We start from the raw sequence: 18,329 nt of genomic DNA on the forward strand, positions 1-18,329 counted from the left end.
GCGGGGCGGCCCGTGCCATGCCCCGGACGTGTCCGGTTCGCCTGTTGACTAGCGCTATTCAGAGACACACACTGTGCAGTGTTCTATTCAGAACGCGCCAGAGAGCCAGGGAGGCAGCGCCCATGTCAGGACCGCGACCCGTGCGAGCAGCGCGAGGCATCGAGCTCAGCACCCGGGGATGGCAGCAGGAAGCCGCACTGCGGATGCTGCAGAACAACCTCGACCCCGAGGTCGCCGAGCACCCCGACAAGCTCGTCGTCTACGGCGGCACGGGCAAGGCCGCCCGCGACTGGCGCTCGTACGACGCCATGGTGCGCACCCTGCAGACGCTCAAGCAGGACGAGACGATGCTCGTCCAGTCCGGCCGCCCCGTCGGCGTCATGCAGACCCACGAGTGGGCCCCGCGCGTCCTGATCGCCAACTCCAACCTCGTCGGCGACTGGGCCAACTGGGAGGAGTTCCGCCGCCTCGAGGCCCTCGGCCTGACCATGTACGGCCAGATGACGGCCGGCTCCTGGATCTACATCGGCACCCAGGGCATCCTCCAGGGCACCTACGAGACCTTCGCCGCCGTCGCCGCGAAGAAGTTCGGCGGCACCCTCGCCGGCACGATCACCCTGACCGCCGGCCTCGGCGGCATGGGTGGCGCCCAGCCGCTCGCCGTCACCATGAACGACGGCGTCGCCCTCTGCATCGACTGCGACCCCCGCGCCATCGACCGGCGCATCGAGCACCGCTACCTGGACGTGAAGGCCGACTCGCTCGACCACGCCCTGCAGCTGGCCGTCGAGGCGCGCGACGCCCGCCGCCCGCTGTCCATCGGCGTCCTCGGCAACGCCGCCGAGCTCGTGCCGCAGCTGCTCGCCATGAACGCGCCCATCGACATCGTGACGGACCAGACCTCCGCCCACGACCCCCTGGCCTACCTCCCGGTCGGCATCGACTTCGACGACATGGCCGCCTACGCCGCCGAGAAGCCCGCCGACTTCACCACCCGTGCCCGGGAGTCCATGGCCCGCCACGTCGAGGCCATGGTCGGCTTCCAGGACGCGGGCGCCGAGGTCTTCGACTACGGCAACTCCATCCGCGGCGAGGCCCAGCTCGCGGGCTACACCCGCGCCTTCGACTTCCCCGGCTTCGTGCCCGCCTACATCCGCCCCCTCTTCTGCGAGGGCAAGGGCCCCTTCCGCTGGGCGGCCCTCTCCGGTGACCCCAAGGACATCGCGGCCACCGACAAGGCCATGCTCGACCTCTTCCCCGAGAACGAGTCGCTGGCCCGCTGGATCAAGATGGCCGGCGAGCGCGTCCACTTCCAGGGCCTGCCCGCGCGCATCTGCTGGCTCGGCTACGGCGAGCGGGACAAGGCCGGCGAGCGCTTCAACGAGATGGTCGCCGACGGCACCCTGCAGGCCCCGCTCGCCATCGGCCGCGACCACCTCGACTGCGGCTCCGTCGCCTCTCCGTACCGCGAGACCGAGGCCATGCTCGACGGCTCCGACGCGATCGCCGACTGGCCGCTGCTCAACGCCATGGTCAACGTCGCCTCCGGCGCCTCCTGGGTCTCCCTCCACCACGGCGGCGGCGTCGGCATGGGCCGCTCCATCCACGCCGGCCAGGTCACCGTCGCCGACGGCACCGCCCTGGCGGGCGAGAAGATCCGCCGCGTCCTGACCAACGACCCCGGCATGGGCGTCATCCGCCACGTCGACGCCGGCTACGACATCGCCGAGTCCGTAGCGGAGGACCGCGGGGTTCGCGTCCCGATGCGGGAGGACTCGTGAGCGAGGCCGCGGGCAATCGTCCCGCCCCGGCGGAACGACTGCCCTCGACCTCCTCGTTCCATGAAATGTGGGCCGACCTGAGGCCCATAGGCCGGAACTCCGAAAGCGGCGGATACCGCCGCTTCGCCTGGACCGGCGCCGACACCGACTGCCGTGAATGGTTCAAGGCACAGGCCGAGACCCGCGGGCTCACCTACGAGCTCGATCGCAACGGCAACCAGTGGGCCTGGCTCGGCGACCCCACCGCCGGTGACGCCGTCGTCACCGGCTCCCACCTGGACTCCGTCCCGGACGGCGGCGCCTTCGACGGGCCGCTCGGCGTCGTGTCGTCCTTCGCCGCGCTGGACGAGCTGCGCTCGCGCGGCGCGAAGCCGGGCCGCCCCCTCGCCATCGTCAACTTCGGCGACGAGGAAGGCGCCCGCTTCGGCCTTGCCTGCGTCGGCTCCCGGCTGACCGCCGGGCAGCTGACCGTGGACAAGGCCCACGCCCTCCGCGACGCCGAGGGGATCTCCCTCGCCCAGGCCATGGAGCGCGCCGGATACGACCCGGAGGCCATCGGGCCCGACCCCGAACGCCTGGCCCGCATCGGCGCCTTCGTGGAGCTCCACGTCGAGCAGGGCCGCGCCCTGGCGGAGACCCCGCACGCCGTCGGTGTGGCCTCCGCGATCTGGCCGCACGGCCGCTGGCGGTTCGACTTCCACGGCGAGGCCAACCACGCCGGCACCACCCGCATCGAGGACCGCCGCGACCCGATGCTGACCTACGCCAACACCGTGCTGGCCGCCCGCAAGAAGGCCCGCATGGCGGGGGCCCTGGCCACCTTCGGGAAGGTCGGCGTCGAGCCGAACGGCGTCAACGCCATCGCCTCCCTCGTGCGCGGCTGGCTGGACTCCCGCGCCGCCGACGAGGAGACCCTCGCCGACGTCGTGGCCGAGATCGAGCGGGCCGCCGTCGAGCGCGGCACCCGCGACGGGGTGGACGTCCGGGTGACCCGGGAGTCCTTCACCCCTGTCGTGGAGTTCGCCCACGACCTGCGCGACGAGCTCGCCAAGCTGCTGGGCGGCGTGCCCGTGCTGCCCACGGGCGCGGGGCACGACGCGGGTATTTTGTCCGGCGTGATCCCCACCGCCATGCTGTTCGTACGCAACCCCACCGGCGTCTCCCACTCCCCGGCCGAGACGGCGGCGGAGGACGACTGTGTGGCCGGCGTGACCGCACTCGCCGATGTTCTGGAGGGCCTCGCGTGCAGGTGACCTACTGGGCCGAGCACGCCTGGCTCGGCACCCATGTCGAGCCCGGCGTGGCCATCGAGACGACGGACGGCCGGATCACGGCCGTCCGCACCGAGGTCCCCTCCCCGCCGCCGGGGGCGGTGGCCCTGCGCGGGCTGACCCTGCCGGGAATGGCGAACAGCCACTCCCACGCGTTCCACCGTGCCCTGCGCGGCCGCACCCAGGTGGGCAGCGGCACGTTCTGGACCTGGCGCGACGTGATGTACGGCGTCGCCGACCGGCTCACCCCCGACAGCTACTTCGCGCTCGCCCGGGCCACGTACGCCGAGATGGCCCTCGCCGGCATCAGCTGCGTCGGGGAGTTCCACTACGTCCACCACGCCCCCGGCGGCACTCCTTACGCCGACCCCAACGCCATGGGCGAGGCCCTGATCGCGGCCGCCGCCGAGGCCGGCATCCGCATCACCCTCCTCGACACCGCCTACCTCTCCGCCGGCTTCGGCCAGGCCCCCAACCACCACCAGCTCCGCTTCTCCGACGGCACGGCCGACGCGTGGGCCGAGCGCGCGGCCGCCCTGAAGCCCGCCGGTCACGCCCGGATCGGCGCGGCCGTCCACTCCGTGCGCGCCGTGCCCGCCGACCAGCTGGCGACCGTCGCCGGCTGGGCGAAGGACCGCGAGGCCCCCCTCCACGTCCACCTCTCCGAGCAGACGGCCGAGAACGACGCCTGCCACGCGGCCCACGGCCGCACGCCCACGCAGCTGCTCGCCGACCACGGCGTGCTGGGGCCGCGCACCTCCGCCGTGCACGCCACGCACCTCACCGACGAGGACATCAGCCTCCTCGGCGGCGCGGGCTCGACCATCTGCATGTGCCCCACGACCGAACGCGACCTCGCCGACGGCATCGGCCCGGCCGTCAGCCTTCAGCGAGCCGGCAGCCCGCTGTCCCTGGGCAGCGACAGCCACGCCGTGATCGACCTGCTGGAGGAGGCGCGCGCCATGGAGCTCGACGAGCGGCTGCGCAGCCGCACGCGGGGCCACTGGACCGCCGCCGCGCTGCTGCGCGCGGCCACCGAGGACGGCCACGCCTCCCTCGGCTGGGGCGACGCGGGCCGTATCGAGCCGGGCGCCCTCGCCGACCTCACCACGGTCGCGCTGGACTCCGTCCGGACCGCGGGGCCGTCCCCCCGGCACGGGGCCGAGACGGCCGTATTCGCCGCGACGGGCGCGGACGTCCGCCATACGGTCGTGGGTGGCCGGCACGTCGTACGCGACGGGGTCCACCAGCTCGTACCGGACGTGCCGCGGGCACTGGCCGACTCCATCGCCGCCCTGAGCGGCTGACGCCGAGGACCGGAGCAAGCATGAGCACGGCAATCATCAACATCAGCAGTCTGGTCACCAACGACCCCTCCCTCGGCGAAGGCCCCCTCGGTCTGCTCCAGGACGCGGCCGTCGTCATCGACGGCGACCGCGTCGCCTGGATCGGTGAGACCAGCAAAGCACCCGCCACTGACAACGCCGTCGACGCCGCCGGACGGGCGGTCGTTCCCGGCTTCGTCGACTCCCACTCGCACCTGGTCTTCGCGGGCGACCGGACGGCCGAGTTCAACGCGCGGATGTCCGGCCGGAGTTACAGCGCGGGCGGCATCCGCACCACGGTGGCGGCGACCCGTGCGGCCACCGACGCCGAGCTCGAGGCCAACCTCACCCGCTATCTCGGCGAGGCCCTGCGCCAGGGCACCACGACCTTCGAGACCAAGTCCGGCTACGGCCTGACCACGCACGACGAGGCCCGCGCCCTGCGCATCGCCGCCGCCCACACCGACGAGGTCACCTACCTCGGCGCGCACGTGGTCGCCCCGGAGTTCGCCGACGACCCCGCGGCCTACGTCGAGCTCGTCACCGGCGAGATGCTCGAGGCCTGTGCCCCGCACGCCCGCTGGGTCGACGTGTTCTGCGAGCGGGGCGCCTTCGACGGCGACCAGGCGCGGGCGGTCCTCGAGGCCGGCATGCGGCACGGCCTGGTCCCCCGCGTGCACGCCAACCAGCTGGGCCACGGGCCCGGAGTCCAGCTGGCCGTCGAGGTCGGCGCCGCCTCGGCCGACCACTGCACCCACCTGAGCGACGCGGACGTGGCCGCCCTGGCCGACGGCGACACCGTCGCCACGCTGCTGCCCGGCGCCGAGTTCTCCACCCGGGCCCAGTGGCCCGACGCCCGCCGGCTGCTGGACGCCGGCGTCACCGTCGCGCTGTCCACGGACTGCAACCCCGGTTCGTCCTTCACCAGTTCGATGCCGTTCTGCGTCGCCCTGGCCGTCCGCGACATGGGGATGACCCCCGACGAGGCCCTCTGGGCCGCCACGGCGGGCGGCGCGGCCGCCCTGCGCCGCACCGACGTCGGCCGTCTGACCCCGGGCGCCCGGGCGGACCTCGCCCTGCTGGACGCGCCCAGCCACGTCCACCTCGCCTACCGCCCCGGCGTCCCGCTCGTCTCGGCGGTCTGGCGGCGCGGGGTGCGCGAGGTCTGAGACCCGGCGGACATGCCGCGCGCGCCGTACGGGATTCCGTGCGGCGCGCGCGGCATAGGCATAGGGGGAGGGGCCACCCGGCCCGGGCCCGCTACTCCTCGCTCAGCAGGCCCCTGCGCAGCCGCACGAGGGTGCGGGAGAGCAGGCGGGAGACGTGCATCTGGGAGATGCCCAGCTCGTCGCCGATCTCGGACTGGGTCATGTTGGCGACGAAGCGCAGCGAGAGGATGCGGCGGTCGCGCGGCCCCAGTTCGGCGATCAGCGGCTTGAGGGACTCGACGTACTCGACGCCCTCGAGGCTGTGGTCCTCGTAGCCGATCCGGTCCGACAGCGCGCCCTCGGTCTCGTCCTCCTCCGCCTGGGCGTCCAGCGAGCTCGCGGTGTACGCGTTGCTCGCGGCCATGCCCTCCAGGACCTCGTCCTCCGTCAGCCCCAGGGCTTCGGCGAGTTCGCCGACGGTGGGGGAGCGGTCCAGGCGCTGGGAGAGCTCGTCGCCGGCCTTGGCCAGGTCGAGCCGCAGCTCCTGCAGGCGGCGCGGCACGCGCACGGACCAGCTGGTGTCGCGGAAGAAGCGCTTGATCTCGCCGATGATCGTCGGCATGGCGAAGGTGGGGAACTCGACCCCGCGGCTCAGCTCGAAGCGGTCGATGGCCTTGATCAGGCCGATCGTGCCCACCTGGATGATGTCCTCCATCGGCTCGCTGCGGGAGCGGAACCGCGAGGCGGCGAACTTCACCAGTGCCAGGTTCAGTTCGACCAGGGTGTTGCGGACGTAGGCGTACTCGTGGGTGCCCTCCTCGAGCGACGTGAGGCGCGCGAAGAGAGTCTTGGACAGAGCACGCGCGTCGACCGCTCCCACCTCGTCGTACGGGGGGATCTCCGGAAGGCCGGGCAGGCCGGGATCGGTGTGCTCGGGCGGGATTGCCGACGAGGCGGTCTCGTGGGCCTCGAGAGAGGTGCGGGAACGCTTTTCGTCGAGCCGGGGTGACATGGTCTCCTCCATCATTCTCGGCGCATGGCCGCCGATGCCGTGACCCTTTGCTGCGGTTTGCGGCGCCTCCAAAGCCGTCCGTGGCGGATGTGTCCCTACTAGCCCTACCCGGCTTTGCCGTATCAAGGCAAGTCCAATTTGTCCCTATACATCCTTGATTGGCGGAGGTTCGGCTTCCAGGCGGCCGTAAGGAAGGCGTAGGGTTTCGCGTGCGCCACGTGGGCACAACTACGAAGGGCACGAAGGGAAGCGCATGGATCGCGGGATGGTCGGCAACGCGAGTACGGGCCGGCTGCAGGTGGAGGTCCGGCGCCACGGTGTGAGTTCCGTCGTATCGCCGGCGGGTGAGCTCGATCACCACACGGCGGAATTGCTGCGCGAGCCGCTCGAAGGATGTGTCCGGGAGGGCGACGCGCGCGTGGTCGTCGACTGCTCCAGGCTGGAGTTCTGCGACTCCACGGGCCTGAACGTCCTCCTCGGTGCCCGGCTGAAGGCGGACGCGGCGGGTGGCGCGATTCACCTCGCCGCGATGACCCCCGTCGTCGCCCGTGTCTTCGAGATCACAGGGGCGGGAGCGGTCTTCACCGTGCACGACACCCTCGAATCGGCCCTGGCCGACTGACCTGTCCGAACGGCCTCCGTTGCCCGTGTCACAGGACTCGGGGTGAATCCGTGGGTGTTCTCACGATTTCGCCGGGCAGGAGTCTGCTTAATCCGTGGAAGATGTTCGTGTACGAATCGGTGAATCGGTGAGGTGAAGCGCTGATGAGCACCACCCGGGCGTTCCCTCCGCCGGACGGCCCCGGTCCGGAGGCGGAGGGCGCCGCCTCGGCCGGCTCACCGCCGCCGGGCGCCCAGAGTCGCCGGCTGCGTCTGGTGGGGGTCAGCGGCGCCGTGCCGCTCTCCCGCGACTTCACCCGCCAGGCGCTCCACGACTGGGGCTGGCTGCCCGCCGCGACGGCCGATCACCGCGCCGCCGCCGAGGACGTCCTGCTGGTCGTCTCCGAGCTGGTCACCAACGCCTGCCTGCACGCCGACGGCCCCGAGGAGCTGCGCGTCAGCCGTGCGGGCAAGGTGCTGCGCCTGGAGGTCGCCGACCTGGGCGCCGGTACGCCCGCACCCCGCACCCCGCACCGCGCCGGGCGGCCCGGGGGTCACGGCATGTTCATCGTGCAGCGGCTCTGCCTCGACTGGGGGGTCCAGCGGAGCGAGGCCGGGATCGGCAAGACGGTCTGGGCGGAGCTGGCCGGACCGTCGTAAAGCCGGTCCGCCCGCCTGATCGGGCCGGTTCACCGTCTTCCCTCTCCACGGTCCCGGGCGTACCTTCGGCGTCCGATCTGATGTGTCGTCAGTTTTCTTCGGTGGCGGCACCGGATGCGAAGGGAGCCCCAGGTGTCCCCCATGTCACGCCGTTCCGCGCGGCGCGCCGGCGCGCTCACGGTCTCGGCGACCCTGGCCGCGGGCGCGGTCCTGCTGGTCGCGCCGGTCGCGCACGCCGAGGTCGTCGACGTCAACTACGCCTGCAAGACCCCGATCGGTGACAAGAGCGCCGTCTCGCCCATCGACATCAAGGCCGTGGCGAGCGGCGACACGTACAAACTCACCATGTCCTTCCAGAAGGGCGTCTCCTCCAGCCCCGTCGAGCTCGGCAAGGGCGCGATGCGGCCAAGTGCCGTGATCAAGCTCGGCGGCGCGGACTCCGGCACGGTGGCGGTCTCCGGGCCCGCCAACGACGCGCCGATTCCGGCCAACACGCCCATCAAGATCAGTGACCTCTCGGGGACCTACACCCCCAAGAAGGCCGGTCAGGTCACCTTCACCGCGGGCACCCTCACCATCCTCGCCCTGGGCACCACGACCACCTGCAACCCCAGCAACAACCCCAAGCCCTCCCTGACCCTCGAGGTCAAGGCGCCGGGAGGCACGACGGGTGGATCCACCAGCGGATCCACAGGAGGTTCGACGGCCGGCTCCACCGGCGGCTCGACCGAGGGTTCGACCGGCGGCACCACGGGCGGCGGAACCACGACCGGCGGCGGCACCACGGCCGGCTCGACCGGCGGCTCGGCCACCGGCGGCTCCTCGGCCACCGGCGGCGGCCAGCTCCCGCAGACCGGGCCATCCGACTCCGCCATCGCGCTGGGAACCCTCGGCGGCACCGTGCTCCTCGCGGGCGTCGCCGGCACCCTCTGGCTCACCCGGAGGCGGCGCACCGCCGGCTGACCGCCGTACGCCCACGCCACCGCACAGGGAGCCGCCGATGACGCCCCGCACCCGTGCCGCCGCCCCGCTCCTCGCCGCCCTCGCCGTCCTCGCCGCGCCGCCGGTCCCGGCCGCCGCGGACGCGGCGCCGTGGACGGCGGCGCCCGTACCCGGCGCCAAGGGCGGCGGCGGGGGCGGACGCGGCCCGCAGGAGAGCCGTTCGGCCTTCTACCTCGAGGGCACGCCGGGCACGGTCCTCGAGGACAAGCTGTCGGTCCGCAACCCCGGCGACCGGCCGCACACCGTCGAGCTGCGCGGCACGGGCCCGTGGATCTCCCTGGCCGCCCGCCGGGTGGACGTACCGCCCCGCACCCGCGCGGACGTCCCCCTCACCGTGACCGTCCCGGCGGGCACCCCGCCCGGTGACCACTCCGCGGCCGTGGTCGTCTCCGGGGGCGGCCGGTGGGTCCGGGTGCCGATGGCCGTACGGGTCGGCGGCCCGGCGCTGTCCGCGCTGTCGGTCGAGCACGTGCGGGTCAGCGGTACGGGCCGGAGCGCGGTGATCCGCTACGCCCTGGTCAACCGCGGCAACACCGCGCTCGCCCCGCGCCTGACCATCCGCGCCGAGGGCCTGTTCGGGGAGTTGCTGAGCCGGCCGGCGAGCGGGGTGCCCGACCGGCTGCCACCGGGCCGGAGCGTACGGCTGGAGGAACGCTGGCCCGGGGCCCCGCGCCTGGACCGGGCGGCGGTCCGCGTCACGGCCACGGCCCCGGACGGCACCCGGGCCGCCGCCTCGGGCTCGTACGCCCCGCTGCCGTGGCTCGGCCCGGCCCTGGCCGGGCTCGGCGCCCTGGCAGCCGCGGCCGTGGCCCGTCGGCTCCTGCGGCGCCGCGGGAGCTCCACGTGAGCGGCGGCGTCCGGGCGTGGCCCGCGGCCGTCCTGGCGGCGCTGCTGCCGGCCCTGCCCACGGCGGCACCGGTGGCGGCCGCGCCGCCGCCCCGAGCGCCCACGGTCGCCGTGGACCGCGGTGAGGCACCCCGGGGCGGCACCGTCACCGTGACGGGTGCCGGCTGGCGTCCGGGGGCCCTGCTCACGCTCCTGCTGTGCGGGCAGAACATGATCGGAGGAACGAACGCCTGCGCGAACGCCGACGGCCGGGCCGTGACGACCGCCCCCGACGGCACCTTCCGCCGGGACCTTCCGGTCGTGGCCCCGCCCATGCCGTGCCCGTGCGTCGTGCACGTGGCGACCGTCACGGGCGACGCGGCGGCGGCGGACGCGCCGCTGGCCGTCACGGGCCACCCGGTGGCCGCGCTGCCCGAGCAGCCGGGCGGTGAGCGGCTGAGCGTGCTGGACGCGGGCCTGGAGGGCTCGAGCGGGCTGCTGACGTGGTTCGGCGCGCCGGCCGGGCGCCGCCTGGTCGTCACCGTCGCCAATCTGGGCCCCGCCCCCGCCAGGGATCCGGTCTTCCGGGTCGGGGTGGCGCGCGGCGTGCTCGCCCCCTCCTGGGAGGAGCGGCCCTGGCGCGGGACGGTGGCGGCCGGGAGCAGGGAGCGGGTGGCGCTGGAGGTGGAGCTGCCGGCGGGCGCGTACGGCGACTACACCGTCTCGCTGGCGTACGGCGGCAGGACGCTGGTCGAGCAGCCGTGGGCCGTCGGCCGCCCCTGGGGCGTGACGCTCTTCTGGATCCTGCTGGGCGTGGTGGTCCCGCTGGCCGTCTTCCGCGCCGGCATGGCGGTCGTGGACCGGGTCCGGCCGCGTACGCCCGGAGGAGCGCCGGAGGCGGAGAAGAGCACGGGAGCGGCCGCCCCCTCCCTGCCCTGGTTCACCCCGACGGCGGACCCGCGCGCCGGGCCGCCCGAGGGGCGCGAGGGCGCGGGGTAGGGGGTGCGAGAAAAGAGGGGAAAGAGGGGAAAACAGAAGTGCCCCCGGCGCGTCCTCGCGCCGGGGGCACTTCTCATGTACGGGCCGATCGGGTCGGCGTCAGTGCACGTCGCCCATCAGGGCCTCGATCTTCTTGCGGTACATCCACACCGCGACACCCGCGAGCGCGGCGAGCGCCGCCTGCAGCAGGATCATGCCGGTGCCGTTGAGGTCCACCTCCGCGATGGAGAGCAGACCCGTGGTGCAGTCACCGGCGGTGACGGCGAGGAACCACACGCCCATCATCTGGCTGGCGTACTTCTGCGGCGCCATCTTCGTGGTGAGCGAGAGGCCGACCGGGGAGAGGCACAGCTCGCCGATGGTCTGGATCATGTAGATCATCAGCAGCCAGGCCGGGCTGACCTTGGTGCCGTCGCCGGCCATCCCCATCGGGACGGCGAAGACGAAGAACGAGGCGCCGATGACGACCATGGCGATCGCGAACTTCACCGTGGTGCTCGGCTCGCGGTCGCGGCGGGACAGCCACAGCCACAGCCAGGCGAAGACCGGGGCCAGGGCCATGACCCACAGCGGGTTGACCGACTGGAACCAGGTGGAGGGGAAGCCGAAGCCGAAGACGTTGTCCGCGGTCTTCTTCTCGGCGAAGGTCGACATCGTCGAGCCCGCCTGGTCGAAGATCATCCAGAACACGGCGGCGGCGACGAAGAACCAGATGTAGCCGCTGACCCTGGTCTGCTCGGTCGCCGAGAGCTCCTTGTCCCGCTTGATGCGGAAGAGCACGGTGATCGGGATGATCAGACCGGCGAGCGTGATCGGGATCAGCGCCCAGTTCAGGGTGAAGTGGCCGGTGCCGCCCACGATGCCGTAGAAGACCGCCGCGATGGCGAGCCAGACCAGGCCCTTGGTGAGCGTCGACTTCTTCTCGGCGGCCGTCAGCGGCTTGGGAACGACGCTGCTCTTCGGGTTCAGGTGGCGGGTGCCCCACAGGAAGCACGCCAGGCCGATGGCCATACCGGCGGCGGCGATGCTGAAGCCGAGGTGCCAGTTGACCTCCTGGCCGATGGTGCCGATGACCAGCGGCGAGAAGAAGGCACCGAGGTTGATGCCGATGTAGAAGAGCGTGAAGCCGCCGTCCCGGCGCGGGTCCTGGGGACCGTCGTACAGGTGGCCGACCATCGTCGAGATGTTGGCCTTCAGCAGACCCGAGCCGATCGCCACGAGCGCCAGGCCCGCGAAGAAGGAGGGCTTGCCGGGGATGGCCAGCGCCAGGTGGCCCACCATGATCGTGCTGGCCGCGATGGTGACCGTCTTGCGCGGTCCCCAGACGCGGTCGCCGAACCAGCCGCCGGGCATGGCGAGCAGGTACACCATCGCCACATAGACGGAGTAGATCGCGACCGAGCTGGCCTCGGGCATCGCCAGACCGCCGCCCTGGCTGTCGGGCTTGGCGTCCGGGCCGCCGGCGATCAGGTACACGACGAGAAGGGCGCGCATGCCGTAGTAGCTGAAGCGCTCCCACATCTCCGTCAGGAAGAGGGGGGCCAGGCCGATGGGGTGGCCGAAGAACCTCGTGTCGGAGGCCGGAGAGGTCTTCTCCCGCTCCGCCTCGTCCTTCGTCAGGCTGGACGCCATGGTCAATCCTTGTGTCTCGGGACGCGCGGTGGAGCGAGTGTGCGCCCGGGTGGGGGTTGGCCGGCACCGGCTACGCGCCGTCCGCCCCCACGCCCGAGGGGTTCGGCCCCACGGATTGCGGAGAGCCGGCAGGACGGCCGTAGACCGGGATCCACGCCCCCGCGCACCTTCGCGCGACGGACCCGGCCGACAGGTCATTCACTGTGAAACAAGACTGGGGGTCCAGCCCTGCGCACAACAGAGACCTTCGGCGCGTCGGACAAGCCGAAGGTCCCTCGGTAGTGCTACAGACGTCGGGTCACCATACGTCACACCCTGCCCCGTAATGAAAGCCGTTGAGACATGGATCACACGGTTTTCCGGAACCGTTTATGCATATTCGAAGGTGATAGCACTTTCGGTGAAGTGTTGCCCTAGGTAGCCCTCCGCACACCTCTGACGTGCGCCCGAGCGGACTACCATCTCTGCATGACCCGAGTACTGCTCGCCGAGGATGACGCTTCCATCTCGGAGCCGCTCGCACGCGCTTTGCGTCGCGAAGGGTACGAGGTGGAGGTACGCGAAGACGGGCCCACGGCGCTGGACGCCGGCCTTCAGGGAGGCGTGGACCTGCTCGTCCTCGACCTCGGGCTGCCCGGTATGGACGGTCTGGAGGTCTGCCGCAGACTCCGCACGGAGGGTCACGGCTTCCCCGTACTGGTGCTCACGGCCCGCGCCGACGAGGTGGACACCGTGGTCGGCCTGGACGCCGGCGCCGACGACTACGTCACCAAGCCCTTCCGGCTCGCCGAACTCCTCGCCCGCGTACGGGCCCTGCTGCGGCGCGGCACCGCCGACAGTCACCAGCAGCCGCCGGCCACCCATGGCGTGCGCATTGACGTCGAGTCGCACCGCGCCTGGATGGGCGACGAGGAACTGCAGCTGACCGCGAAGGAATTCGACCTGCTGCGGGTGCTGGTGCGCGACGCCGGCCGGGTCGTCACCCGCGACCAGCTGATGCGCGAGGTCTGGGACACCACCTGGTGGTCCTCCACCAAGACCCTGGACATGCACATCTCCTGGCTGCGCAAGAAGCTCGGGGACGACGCCGCCAACCCGCGCTACATCGCCACCGTCCGGGGTGTCGGCTTCCGCTTCGAGAAGAGCTGAGGCTCTCTCAGGGCCTCGGAAAGAAGAGACAGGCACCGTGCGCCGCCGACTGATCAACTCCACGCTCGCCGTCGTCCTCGTCGTGATCGCCGTCTTCGGCATCTCGCTGGTCATCGTCGAGACCCGCACGATCGAGAGCAGCGCCCAGGAGAGCGTGCAGTCCGAGGCCGTGCGCCTGGTGAGCATCGTCGACAGCCGGCTGGCGGGCGGCGAGCGCGTGGAGTCGGAGGTGCTGCGCGAGCAGATCACCCCTGAGCGGTACGCGCGCATCGACATCCCCGGCCGGCAGTCGATCGAGATCGGCAGCCGGCCCGAGGGCGGGGTCATCACCGCGACCCAGAAGGGCGAGCAGGGCGAGACCGTCCGCGTCGAGGAGTCCCGCTCCACGGTCAGCCGCGAGGTCGGCCGCACCCTGCTGGTGATCCTCGCGGTGGCCCTGCTGGCCGTGGTCGCGGCCGTCTTCCTGGCGGTGCGCCAGGCCAACCGGCTCACCGCCCCGCTCACCGACCTCGCCGAGACCGCCGAGCGGCTCGGCTCCGGCGACCCCCGCCCCCGGCACCGCCGCTACGGCGTGCCGGAGCTGGACCGGGTGGCCGACGTCCTGGACGCCAGCGCCGAGCGCATCGCCCGGATGCTCACGGCGGAGCGGCGGCTGGCCGCCGACGCCTCGCACCAGCTGCGGACGCCGCTGACCGCGCTGTCGATGCGGCTGGAGGAGATCACGGTCACCGACGACCTCGACACGGTCAAGGAGGAGGCCGCGATCGCCCTCGCGCAGGTGGAGCGGCTCACCGACGTCGTCCAGCGGCTGCTGACCAACTCCCGAGACCCACAGACGGGCTCCGCGGTCACCTTCGACCTCGACGAGGTCGTCAAGCAGCAGATCGAGGAGTGGCGGCCCGCCACCCGCACGGCGGGCCGGGCCCTGGTGCGCTCCGGCAAGCAGGGGCTGCGGGCCGTGGGCACCCCCGGCGCGGTCTCGCAGGTGCTGGCGACGCTGATCGAGAACTCGCTGATGCACGGCGACGGCACGGTGGCGATCCGTACCCGCGTCACCGGCAACCAGGCGGTGGTCGAGGTCTCCGACGAGGGGCCGGGCGTGCCGGCCGACCTGGGGGCACGGGTCTTCGAGCGGACGGTCAGCGGCCGTAACTCCACGGGCCTGGGGCTGGCCCTCGCGCGCGACCTGGCGGAGGCGGACGGGGGCCGGCTGGAGCTGCTGCAGCAGCACCCGCCGGTGTTCGCGCTGTTCCTCAGCAGAGAAGCGGAAGCGGACTTCTAGGCCGGGCGGGCCGCCGCCCGAGGGGCGTACGACCCCTACTTACCCGCGTCCCCTACTTACCCGCGTCCACGCGCTGCGGCCTGGCGTCGGCCAGGAACGATTCGGCGGTCTGGACGGCCTCGTGGGCCGGCGGCGTCTGGAACACCCAGGTCCGGTAGGACCAGAAGCGGAAGACCGTGCCGATGCCGAGGCCGATCACGTTCTTGGCGATGTTGTCCGCGAGCGAGGAGGTCAGGCCCAGGCCGTAGTGGGAGAGGGCCAGGATGCCGTTCTCGATCACCAGGCCGATGCCGCTGAAGAGCAGGAACAGCGAGAGCTCACGGCTGCGCCCGCTCTTGTCGGTGTCGCGGTAGGTCCAGTAGCGGTTGCCGACGTAGTTGGTGGCGATGGCGACGGCCGTGGCGATGACGCCGGAGCGCACCACGGCGAGGCCGAAGCCGTGGACACAGATGTTGAAGACGATGAGGTTGACCACGAAGCCGATGGCGCCCACAGCGCCGAACTTCGCGATTTCGCGGGCCAGCCGCTCCAGCCGGGAACGCACTGTGCGCCGTTGAGTCATGACGTTCATGCTAACCAGCGGCCCGGGCGGCCGACCTGGAGAGTCGGTGAACGAACGGCGAAGGCGCGCTTTTCGGTCCTTATCGACACCCCTTCGTCGGCGAATCGTAGGGGGAGCGAAACCCTCCGGACTTGGAGGAACATCCATAGGCGGTAGGGATGGTTCGTGCGTACGGATACCCTGGGGGCGTGACGTTCCCGGTAGTCGGCATGGTCGGCGGCGGCCAGCTCGCCCGTATGACCCACGAGGCGGGCATCCCCCTCGGCATCAGGTTCAAGCTGCTCAGCGATACCCCACAGGACTCGGCGGCCCAGGTGGTCAGCGATGTCGTCATCGGCGACTACCGCGACCTGGACACCCTTCGTGCTTTCGCACGAGGCTGCGATGTGATCACCTTCGATCACGAGCATGTGCCCACCGAGCACCTGAGGGCCCTGGAGGCGGACGGCATCCCCGTCCGGCCCGGGCCCGACGCCCTCGTGCACGCCCAGGACAAGGGCGTGATGCGGGCGAAGCTCATGGAGATCGGGGTGCCCTGCCCCCGGCACCGCATCGTGGCGGACCCCGCCGACGTCGAACGCTTCGCGGCGGAAGGCGACGGTTTCCCCGTCGTCCTCAAGACCGTGCGCGGCGGCTACGACGGCAAGGGCGTCTGGGTCGTGCGCTCCGCGAAGGAGGCCGAGGAGCCCTTCCGGGCGGGCGTGCCCGTCCTCGCGGAGGAGAAGGTCGACTTCGTCCGCGAGCTCGCCGCCAACGTCGTGCGCTCCCCCCACGGCCAGGCAGTCTCGTACCCCGTCGTCGAGTCCGTCCAGGTCGACGGCGTCTGCGACACCGTCATCGCCCCCGCCCCCGGGCTCTCCGAGGAGCAGTCCGCGCACGCCCAGCAGCTCGCCCTCAGGGTGGCCAAGGAACTGGGCGTGGTCGGCCACCTGGCGGTGGAGCTGTTCGAGACCCGCGACGGCCGGGTGCTCGTCAACGAGCTGGCGATGCGCCCGCACAACTCCGGCCACTGGACCCAGGACGGCGCGATCACCTCGCAGTTCGCCAACCACGTCCGGGCCGTGCTGGACCTGCCGCTGGGCGACCCGCGGCCGCGCGCCAAGTGGACCGTGATGGCCAATGTTCTCGGCGGCGACTATCCGGACATGTATTACGCGTACCTCCATTGCATGGCACGCGACCCGGGCCTGAAGATCCATATGTACGGCAAGGACGTCAAGCCCGGCCGCAAGGTCGGACACGTCAACACCTACGGCGACGACCTGGCGGATGTGCGCGAGCGCGCGAGCCACGCCGCCGGATACCTGCGAGGAACGATCACGGAATGACCGCAGCTGCCGGGGCGACCCCCCTCATCGGCATCGTCATGGGCTCGGACTCCGACTGGCCCGTCATGGAAGCCGCCGCCAAGGCCCTGGACGAGTTCGAGATCCCCTACGAGGTCGACGTCGTCTCCGCGCACCGCATGCCGCGCGAGATGGTCGAGTACGGGGAGCGGGCCGCGGGCCGCGGCCTCAAGGCGATCATCGCCGGAGCGGGCGGCGCCGCCCACCTCCCCGGCATGCTCGCCTCCGTCACCCCGCTGCCGGTGATCGGCGTGCCCGTACCGCTGAAGTACCTCGACGGCATGGACTCCCTGCTGTCCATCGTGCAGATGCCGGCCGGGGTGCCCGTCGCCACCGTCTCCGTGGCGGGCGCGCGCAACGCCGGTCTGCTGGCCGTCCGCATGCTCGCCGCGCACGACGAGGACCTGCTCGCGCGCATGCGCACCTTCCAGGACGAGCTCAACGAACAGGCCACCGAGAAGGGCCGGCGGCTGCGCGCCAAGGTCCAGGGCGCCGCCGGCTTCGGCTTCGGGAAGTGAGCGCCGTGAGCCGGACGGACGCGACCCTGGCCCGCGCCCGCGAGCTCCTCGCCGACCACCCCGTCGTCGACGGCCACAACGACCTCCCCTGGGCGCTGCGCCAGAACGTCCGCTACGACCTCGACCGCTGCGACATCGCCGTCGACCAGAGCGCCGCGGGCCTGCACACCGACCTGCCCCGGCTGCGCGCCGGCGGCGTCGGCGCCCAGTTCTGGTCCGTCTTCGTACGCACCGACATGGCCGGCGACGACGCGGTCAGCGCCACCCTCGAGCAGATCGACGTGGTCCGGCGGCTGGCCGAGCGCCACCCCGCCGACCTGCGCCTGGCGTTCACCGCCGACGACATGGAGGCGGCCCGGGCCGAGGGCCGCATCGCCTCCCTCATGGGCGCCGAGGGCGGCCACAGCATCAACTGCTCGCTCGCCACGCTGCGCGCCCTGCACCGGCTGGGCGTCCGCTATATGACCCTCACCCACAACGACAACATCCCGTGGGCGGACTCGGCGACGGACGTACCGGCGGTGGGCGGGCTCACCCGCTTCGGCGAGGAGGTCGTCCGCGAGATGAACCGCGTCGGCATGCTCGTCGACCTCTCCCACGTCGCCGACGACACCATGCGGGACGCCCTGCGCGTCACCGAGGCACCGGTGATCTTCTCCCACTCCTCGGCGCGTGGCGTCTGCGACCACCCCCGCAACATCCCGGACGACGTGCTCGGCTCGCTCGCCGCGAACGGCGGCCTGGCCATGGCGACGTTCGTGCCCAAGTTCATCCTGCCGGAGGCCGGGGTCTGGATGCGGGCGGCCGACGAGAACATGCGCGCGCACGGCCTCCACGCCCTCGACACCACCCCCGAGGCGATGGCCGTCCACCACGCCTTCGAGGAGGCCAACCCGCGCCCGCGGGCCTCCACCGCCACCGTCGCCGACCACCTCGACCACATGCGCGAGGTCGCCGGCGTCGACCACATCGGCCTCGGCGGCGACTACGACGGCACGGCCTTCACCCCCGACGGCCTGCCGGACGTCTCCGGCTACCCCAACCTGATCGCCGAACTGCTGCGGCGCGGCTGGTCCGAGGCGGACCTGGCGAAGCTGACCTGGCAGAACGCGGTGCGCGTGCTGCGGGCCGCGGAGGACGTGGCACGGGAGCTGTCCGCGACGCGCGGCCCGTCCATCGCCACGATCGACCAGCTGGACGGCACCGACGCCTGACCG

General features: G+C 72.3%; 17 protein-coding genes. 14 read left to right on the forward strand and 3 right to left on the reverse strand.

The annotated features are described in order from the left end of the window. Positions 1–122 precede the first annotated feature (122 nt). The 4 genes from hutU to hutI all read left to right on the forward strand — a co-directional run bounded on the left by hutU (position 123) and on the right by hutI (position 5,546). Positions 123–1,781, forward strand: a complete 1,659-nt coding sequence (gene hutU / locus AB4K12_RS28790) for a urocanate hydratase (RefSeq protein WP_368437467.1) — start codon at positions 123–125, stop codon at positions 1,779–1,781. A gap of 65 nt (positions 1,782–1,846) precedes the next feature. Continuing rightward, complete coding sequence (locus tag AB4K12_RS28795; protein ID WP_368437549.1) at positions 1,847–3,034, forward strand: allantoate amidohydrolase; 1,188 nt, start codon at positions 1,847–1,849, stop codon at positions 3,032–3,034. Further along, positions 3,025–4,359, forward strand: a complete 1,335-nt coding sequence (locus AB4K12_RS28800; RefSeq protein WP_368437469.1) for a formimidoylglutamate deiminase — start codon at positions 3,025–3,027, stop codon at positions 4,357–4,359. The genes AB4K12_RS28795 and AB4K12_RS28800 overlap by 10 nt, the downstream gene beginning before the upstream one ends. A 20-nt stretch (positions 4,360–4,379) precedes the next feature. Further along, a complete protein-coding gene (gene hutI / locus AB4K12_RS28805) occupies positions 4,380–5,546 on the forward strand; it encodes an imidazolonepropionase (RefSeq protein ID WP_362259397.1) in 1,167 nt (388 codons plus the stop codon). 91 nt (positions 5,547–5,637) lie between these two features. On the opposite strand, the gene AB4K12_RS28810 is transcribed toward hutI, so the two are convergent. After that, on the reverse strand, positions 5,638–6,549 hold the full coding sequence (locus AB4K12_RS28810; protein ID WP_368437551.1) for an RNA polymerase sigma factor SigF: 912 nt from the start codon (positions 6,547–6,549) through the stop codon (positions 5,638–5,640). Positions 6,550–6,790: 241 nt separating this feature from the next. Between AB4K12_RS28810 and AB4K12_RS28815 the strand changes: the two genes are divergently transcribed. From AB4K12_RS28815 to AB4K12_RS28835, 5 genes are all read left to right on the forward strand, one after another. Further along, positions 6,791–7,159 carry an STAS domain-containing protein gene (locus AB4K12_RS28815; RefSeq protein ID WP_362259391.1) on the forward strand — a complete coding sequence of 123 codons (369 nt, stop codon included), beginning with the start codon at positions 6,791–6,793 and terminating at the stop codon, positions 7,157–7,159. A gap of 143 nt (positions 7,160–7,302) precedes the next feature. Next, positions 7,303–7,797, forward strand: coding sequence for an ATP-binding protein (locus AB4K12_RS28820; RefSeq protein ID WP_362259389.1), 495 nt, complete (start codon positions 7,303–7,305; stop codon positions 7,795–7,797). Positions 7,798–7,938: 141 nt separating this feature from the next. Beyond that, positions 7,939–8,760: an LPXTG cell wall anchor domain-containing protein gene (locus AB4K12_RS28825; RefSeq protein ID WP_368437472.1), complete on the forward strand. Its 822-nt coding sequence runs from the start codon at positions 7,939–7,941 to the stop codon at positions 8,758–8,760. A 37-nt stretch (positions 8,761–8,797) separates the two neighbouring features. Further along, entirely contained in the window at positions 8,798–9,646 is an 849-nt protein-coding gene (locus AB4K12_RS28830) for a hypothetical protein (RefSeq protein ID WP_368437474.1), read from the forward strand. Positions 9,647–9,687: 41 nt separating this feature from the next. Then, positions 9,688–10,623, forward strand: coding sequence for a hypothetical protein (locus tag AB4K12_RS28835; protein ID WP_368437553.1), 936 nt, complete (start codon positions 9,688–9,690; stop codon positions 10,621–10,623). Positions 10,624–10,722: 99 nt separating this feature from the next. On the opposite strand, the gene AB4K12_RS28840 is transcribed toward AB4K12_RS28835, so the two are convergent. Next, a complete protein-coding gene (locus tag AB4K12_RS28840) occupies positions 10,723–12,255 on the reverse strand; it encodes a peptide MFS transporter (protein ID WP_368437476.1) in 1,533 nt (510 codons plus the stop codon). Between the two features lie 468 nt (positions 12,256–12,723). Between AB4K12_RS28840 and AB4K12_RS28845 the strand changes: the two genes are divergently transcribed. Both AB4K12_RS28845 and AB4K12_RS28850 read left to right on the forward strand, forming a co-directional pair. Beyond that, positions 12,724–13,404 carry a response regulator transcription factor gene (locus AB4K12_RS28845; protein WP_086568235.1) on the forward strand — a complete coding sequence of 227 codons (681 nt, stop codon included), beginning with the start codon at positions 12,724–12,726 and terminating at the stop codon, positions 13,402–13,404. Between the two features lie 37 nt (positions 13,405–13,441). Then, complete coding sequence (locus AB4K12_RS28850; RefSeq protein ID WP_368437478.1) at positions 13,442–14,686, forward strand: ATP-binding protein; 1,245 nt, start codon at positions 13,442–13,444, stop codon at positions 14,684–14,686. 52 nt (positions 14,687–14,738) lie between these two features. On the opposite strand, the gene AB4K12_RS28855 is transcribed toward AB4K12_RS28850, so the two are convergent. Then, entirely contained in the window at positions 14,739–15,248 is a 510-nt protein-coding gene (locus AB4K12_RS28855) for a GtrA family protein (protein WP_368437479.1), read from the reverse strand. A 209-nt stretch (positions 15,249–15,457) separates the two neighbouring features. On the opposite strand from AB4K12_RS28855, the gene AB4K12_RS28860 reads away from it, so the two are divergent. From AB4K12_RS28860 to AB4K12_RS28870, 3 genes are read left to right on the forward strand one after another with little or no spacing between them, the layout of a single operon-like run. After that, a complete protein-coding gene (locus AB4K12_RS28860; RefSeq protein ID WP_362259559.1) occupies positions 15,458–16,576 on the forward strand; it encodes a 5-(carboxyamino)imidazole ribonucleotide synthase in 1,119 nt (372 codons plus the stop codon). Further along, complete coding sequence (purE, locus tag AB4K12_RS28865) at positions 16,573–17,112, forward strand: 5-(carboxyamino)imidazole ribonucleotide mutase (protein WP_368437481.1); 540 nt, start codon at positions 16,573–16,575, stop codon at positions 17,110–17,112. The genes AB4K12_RS28860 and purE overlap by 4 nt, the downstream gene beginning before the upstream one ends. Positions 17,113–17,117: 5 nt before the next feature. Next, complete coding sequence (locus AB4K12_RS28870) at positions 17,118–18,326, forward strand: dipeptidase (RefSeq protein ID WP_368437482.1); 1,209 nt, start codon at positions 17,118–17,120, stop codon at positions 18,324–18,326. Positions 18,327–18,329 lie beyond the last annotated feature (3 nt).

The organism is Streptomyces sp. C36 (assembly GCF_040932295.1).
Classification (GTDB): Bacteria; Actinomycetota; Actinomycetes; order Streptomycetales; family Streptomycetaceae; genus Streptomyces; species Streptomyces triculaminicus.

What these genes read in the sequence shown, in the direction of transcription:
- hutU (WP_368437467.1), top strand. Translation starts at nt 123, where the DNA reads ATGTCAGGACCGCGACCCGTGCGAGCAGCGCGAGGCATCGAGCTCAGC.
- AB4K12_RS28795 (WP_368437549.1), top strand. Translation starts at nt 1,847, where the DNA reads ATGTGGGCCGACCTGAGGCCCATAGGCCGGAACTCCGAAAGCGGCGGA.
- hutI (WP_362259397.1), top strand. Translation starts at nt 4,380, where the DNA reads ATGAGCACGGCAATCATCAACATCAGCAGTCTGGTCACCAACGACCCC.
- AB4K12_RS28810 (WP_368437551.1), bottom strand. Translation starts at nt 6,549, where the DNA reads ATGGAGGAGACCATGTCACCCCGGCTCGACGAAAAGCGTTCCCGCACC.
- AB4K12_RS28815 (WP_362259391.1), top strand. Translation starts at nt 6,791, where the DNA reads ATGGATCGCGGGATGGTCGGCAACGCGAGTACGGGCCGGCTGCAGGTG.
- AB4K12_RS28820 (WP_362259389.1), top strand. Translation starts at nt 7,303, where the DNA reads ATGAGCACCACCCGGGCGTTCCCTCCGCCGGACGGCCCCGGTCCGGAG.
- AB4K12_RS28825 (WP_368437472.1), top strand. Translation starts at nt 7,939, where the DNA reads ATGTCACGCCGTTCCGCGCGGCGCGCCGGCGCGCTCACGGTCTCGGCG.
- AB4K12_RS28830 (WP_368437474.1), top strand. Translation starts at nt 8,798, where the DNA reads ATGACGCCCCGCACCCGTGCCGCCGCCCCGCTCCTCGCCGCCCTCGCC.
- AB4K12_RS28840 (WP_368437476.1), bottom strand. Translation starts at nt 12,255, where the DNA reads ATGGCGTCCAGCCTGACGAAGGACGAGGCGGAGCGGGAGAAGACCTCT.
- AB4K12_RS28845 (WP_086568235.1), top strand. Translation starts at nt 12,724, where the DNA reads ATGACCCGAGTACTGCTCGCCGAGGATGACGCTTCCATCTCGGAGCCG.
- AB4K12_RS28855 (WP_368437479.1), bottom strand. Translation starts at nt 15,248, where the DNA reads ATGACTCAACGGCGCACAGTGCGTTCCCGGCTGGAGCGGCTGGCCCGC.
- AB4K12_RS28860 (WP_362259559.1), top strand. Translation starts at nt 15,458, where the DNA reads ATGGTCGGCGGCGGCCAGCTCGCCCGTATGACCCACGAGGCGGGCATC.
- purE (WP_368437481.1), top strand. Translation starts at nt 16,573, where the DNA reads ATGACCGCAGCTGCCGGGGCGACCCCCCTCATCGGCATCGTCATGGGC.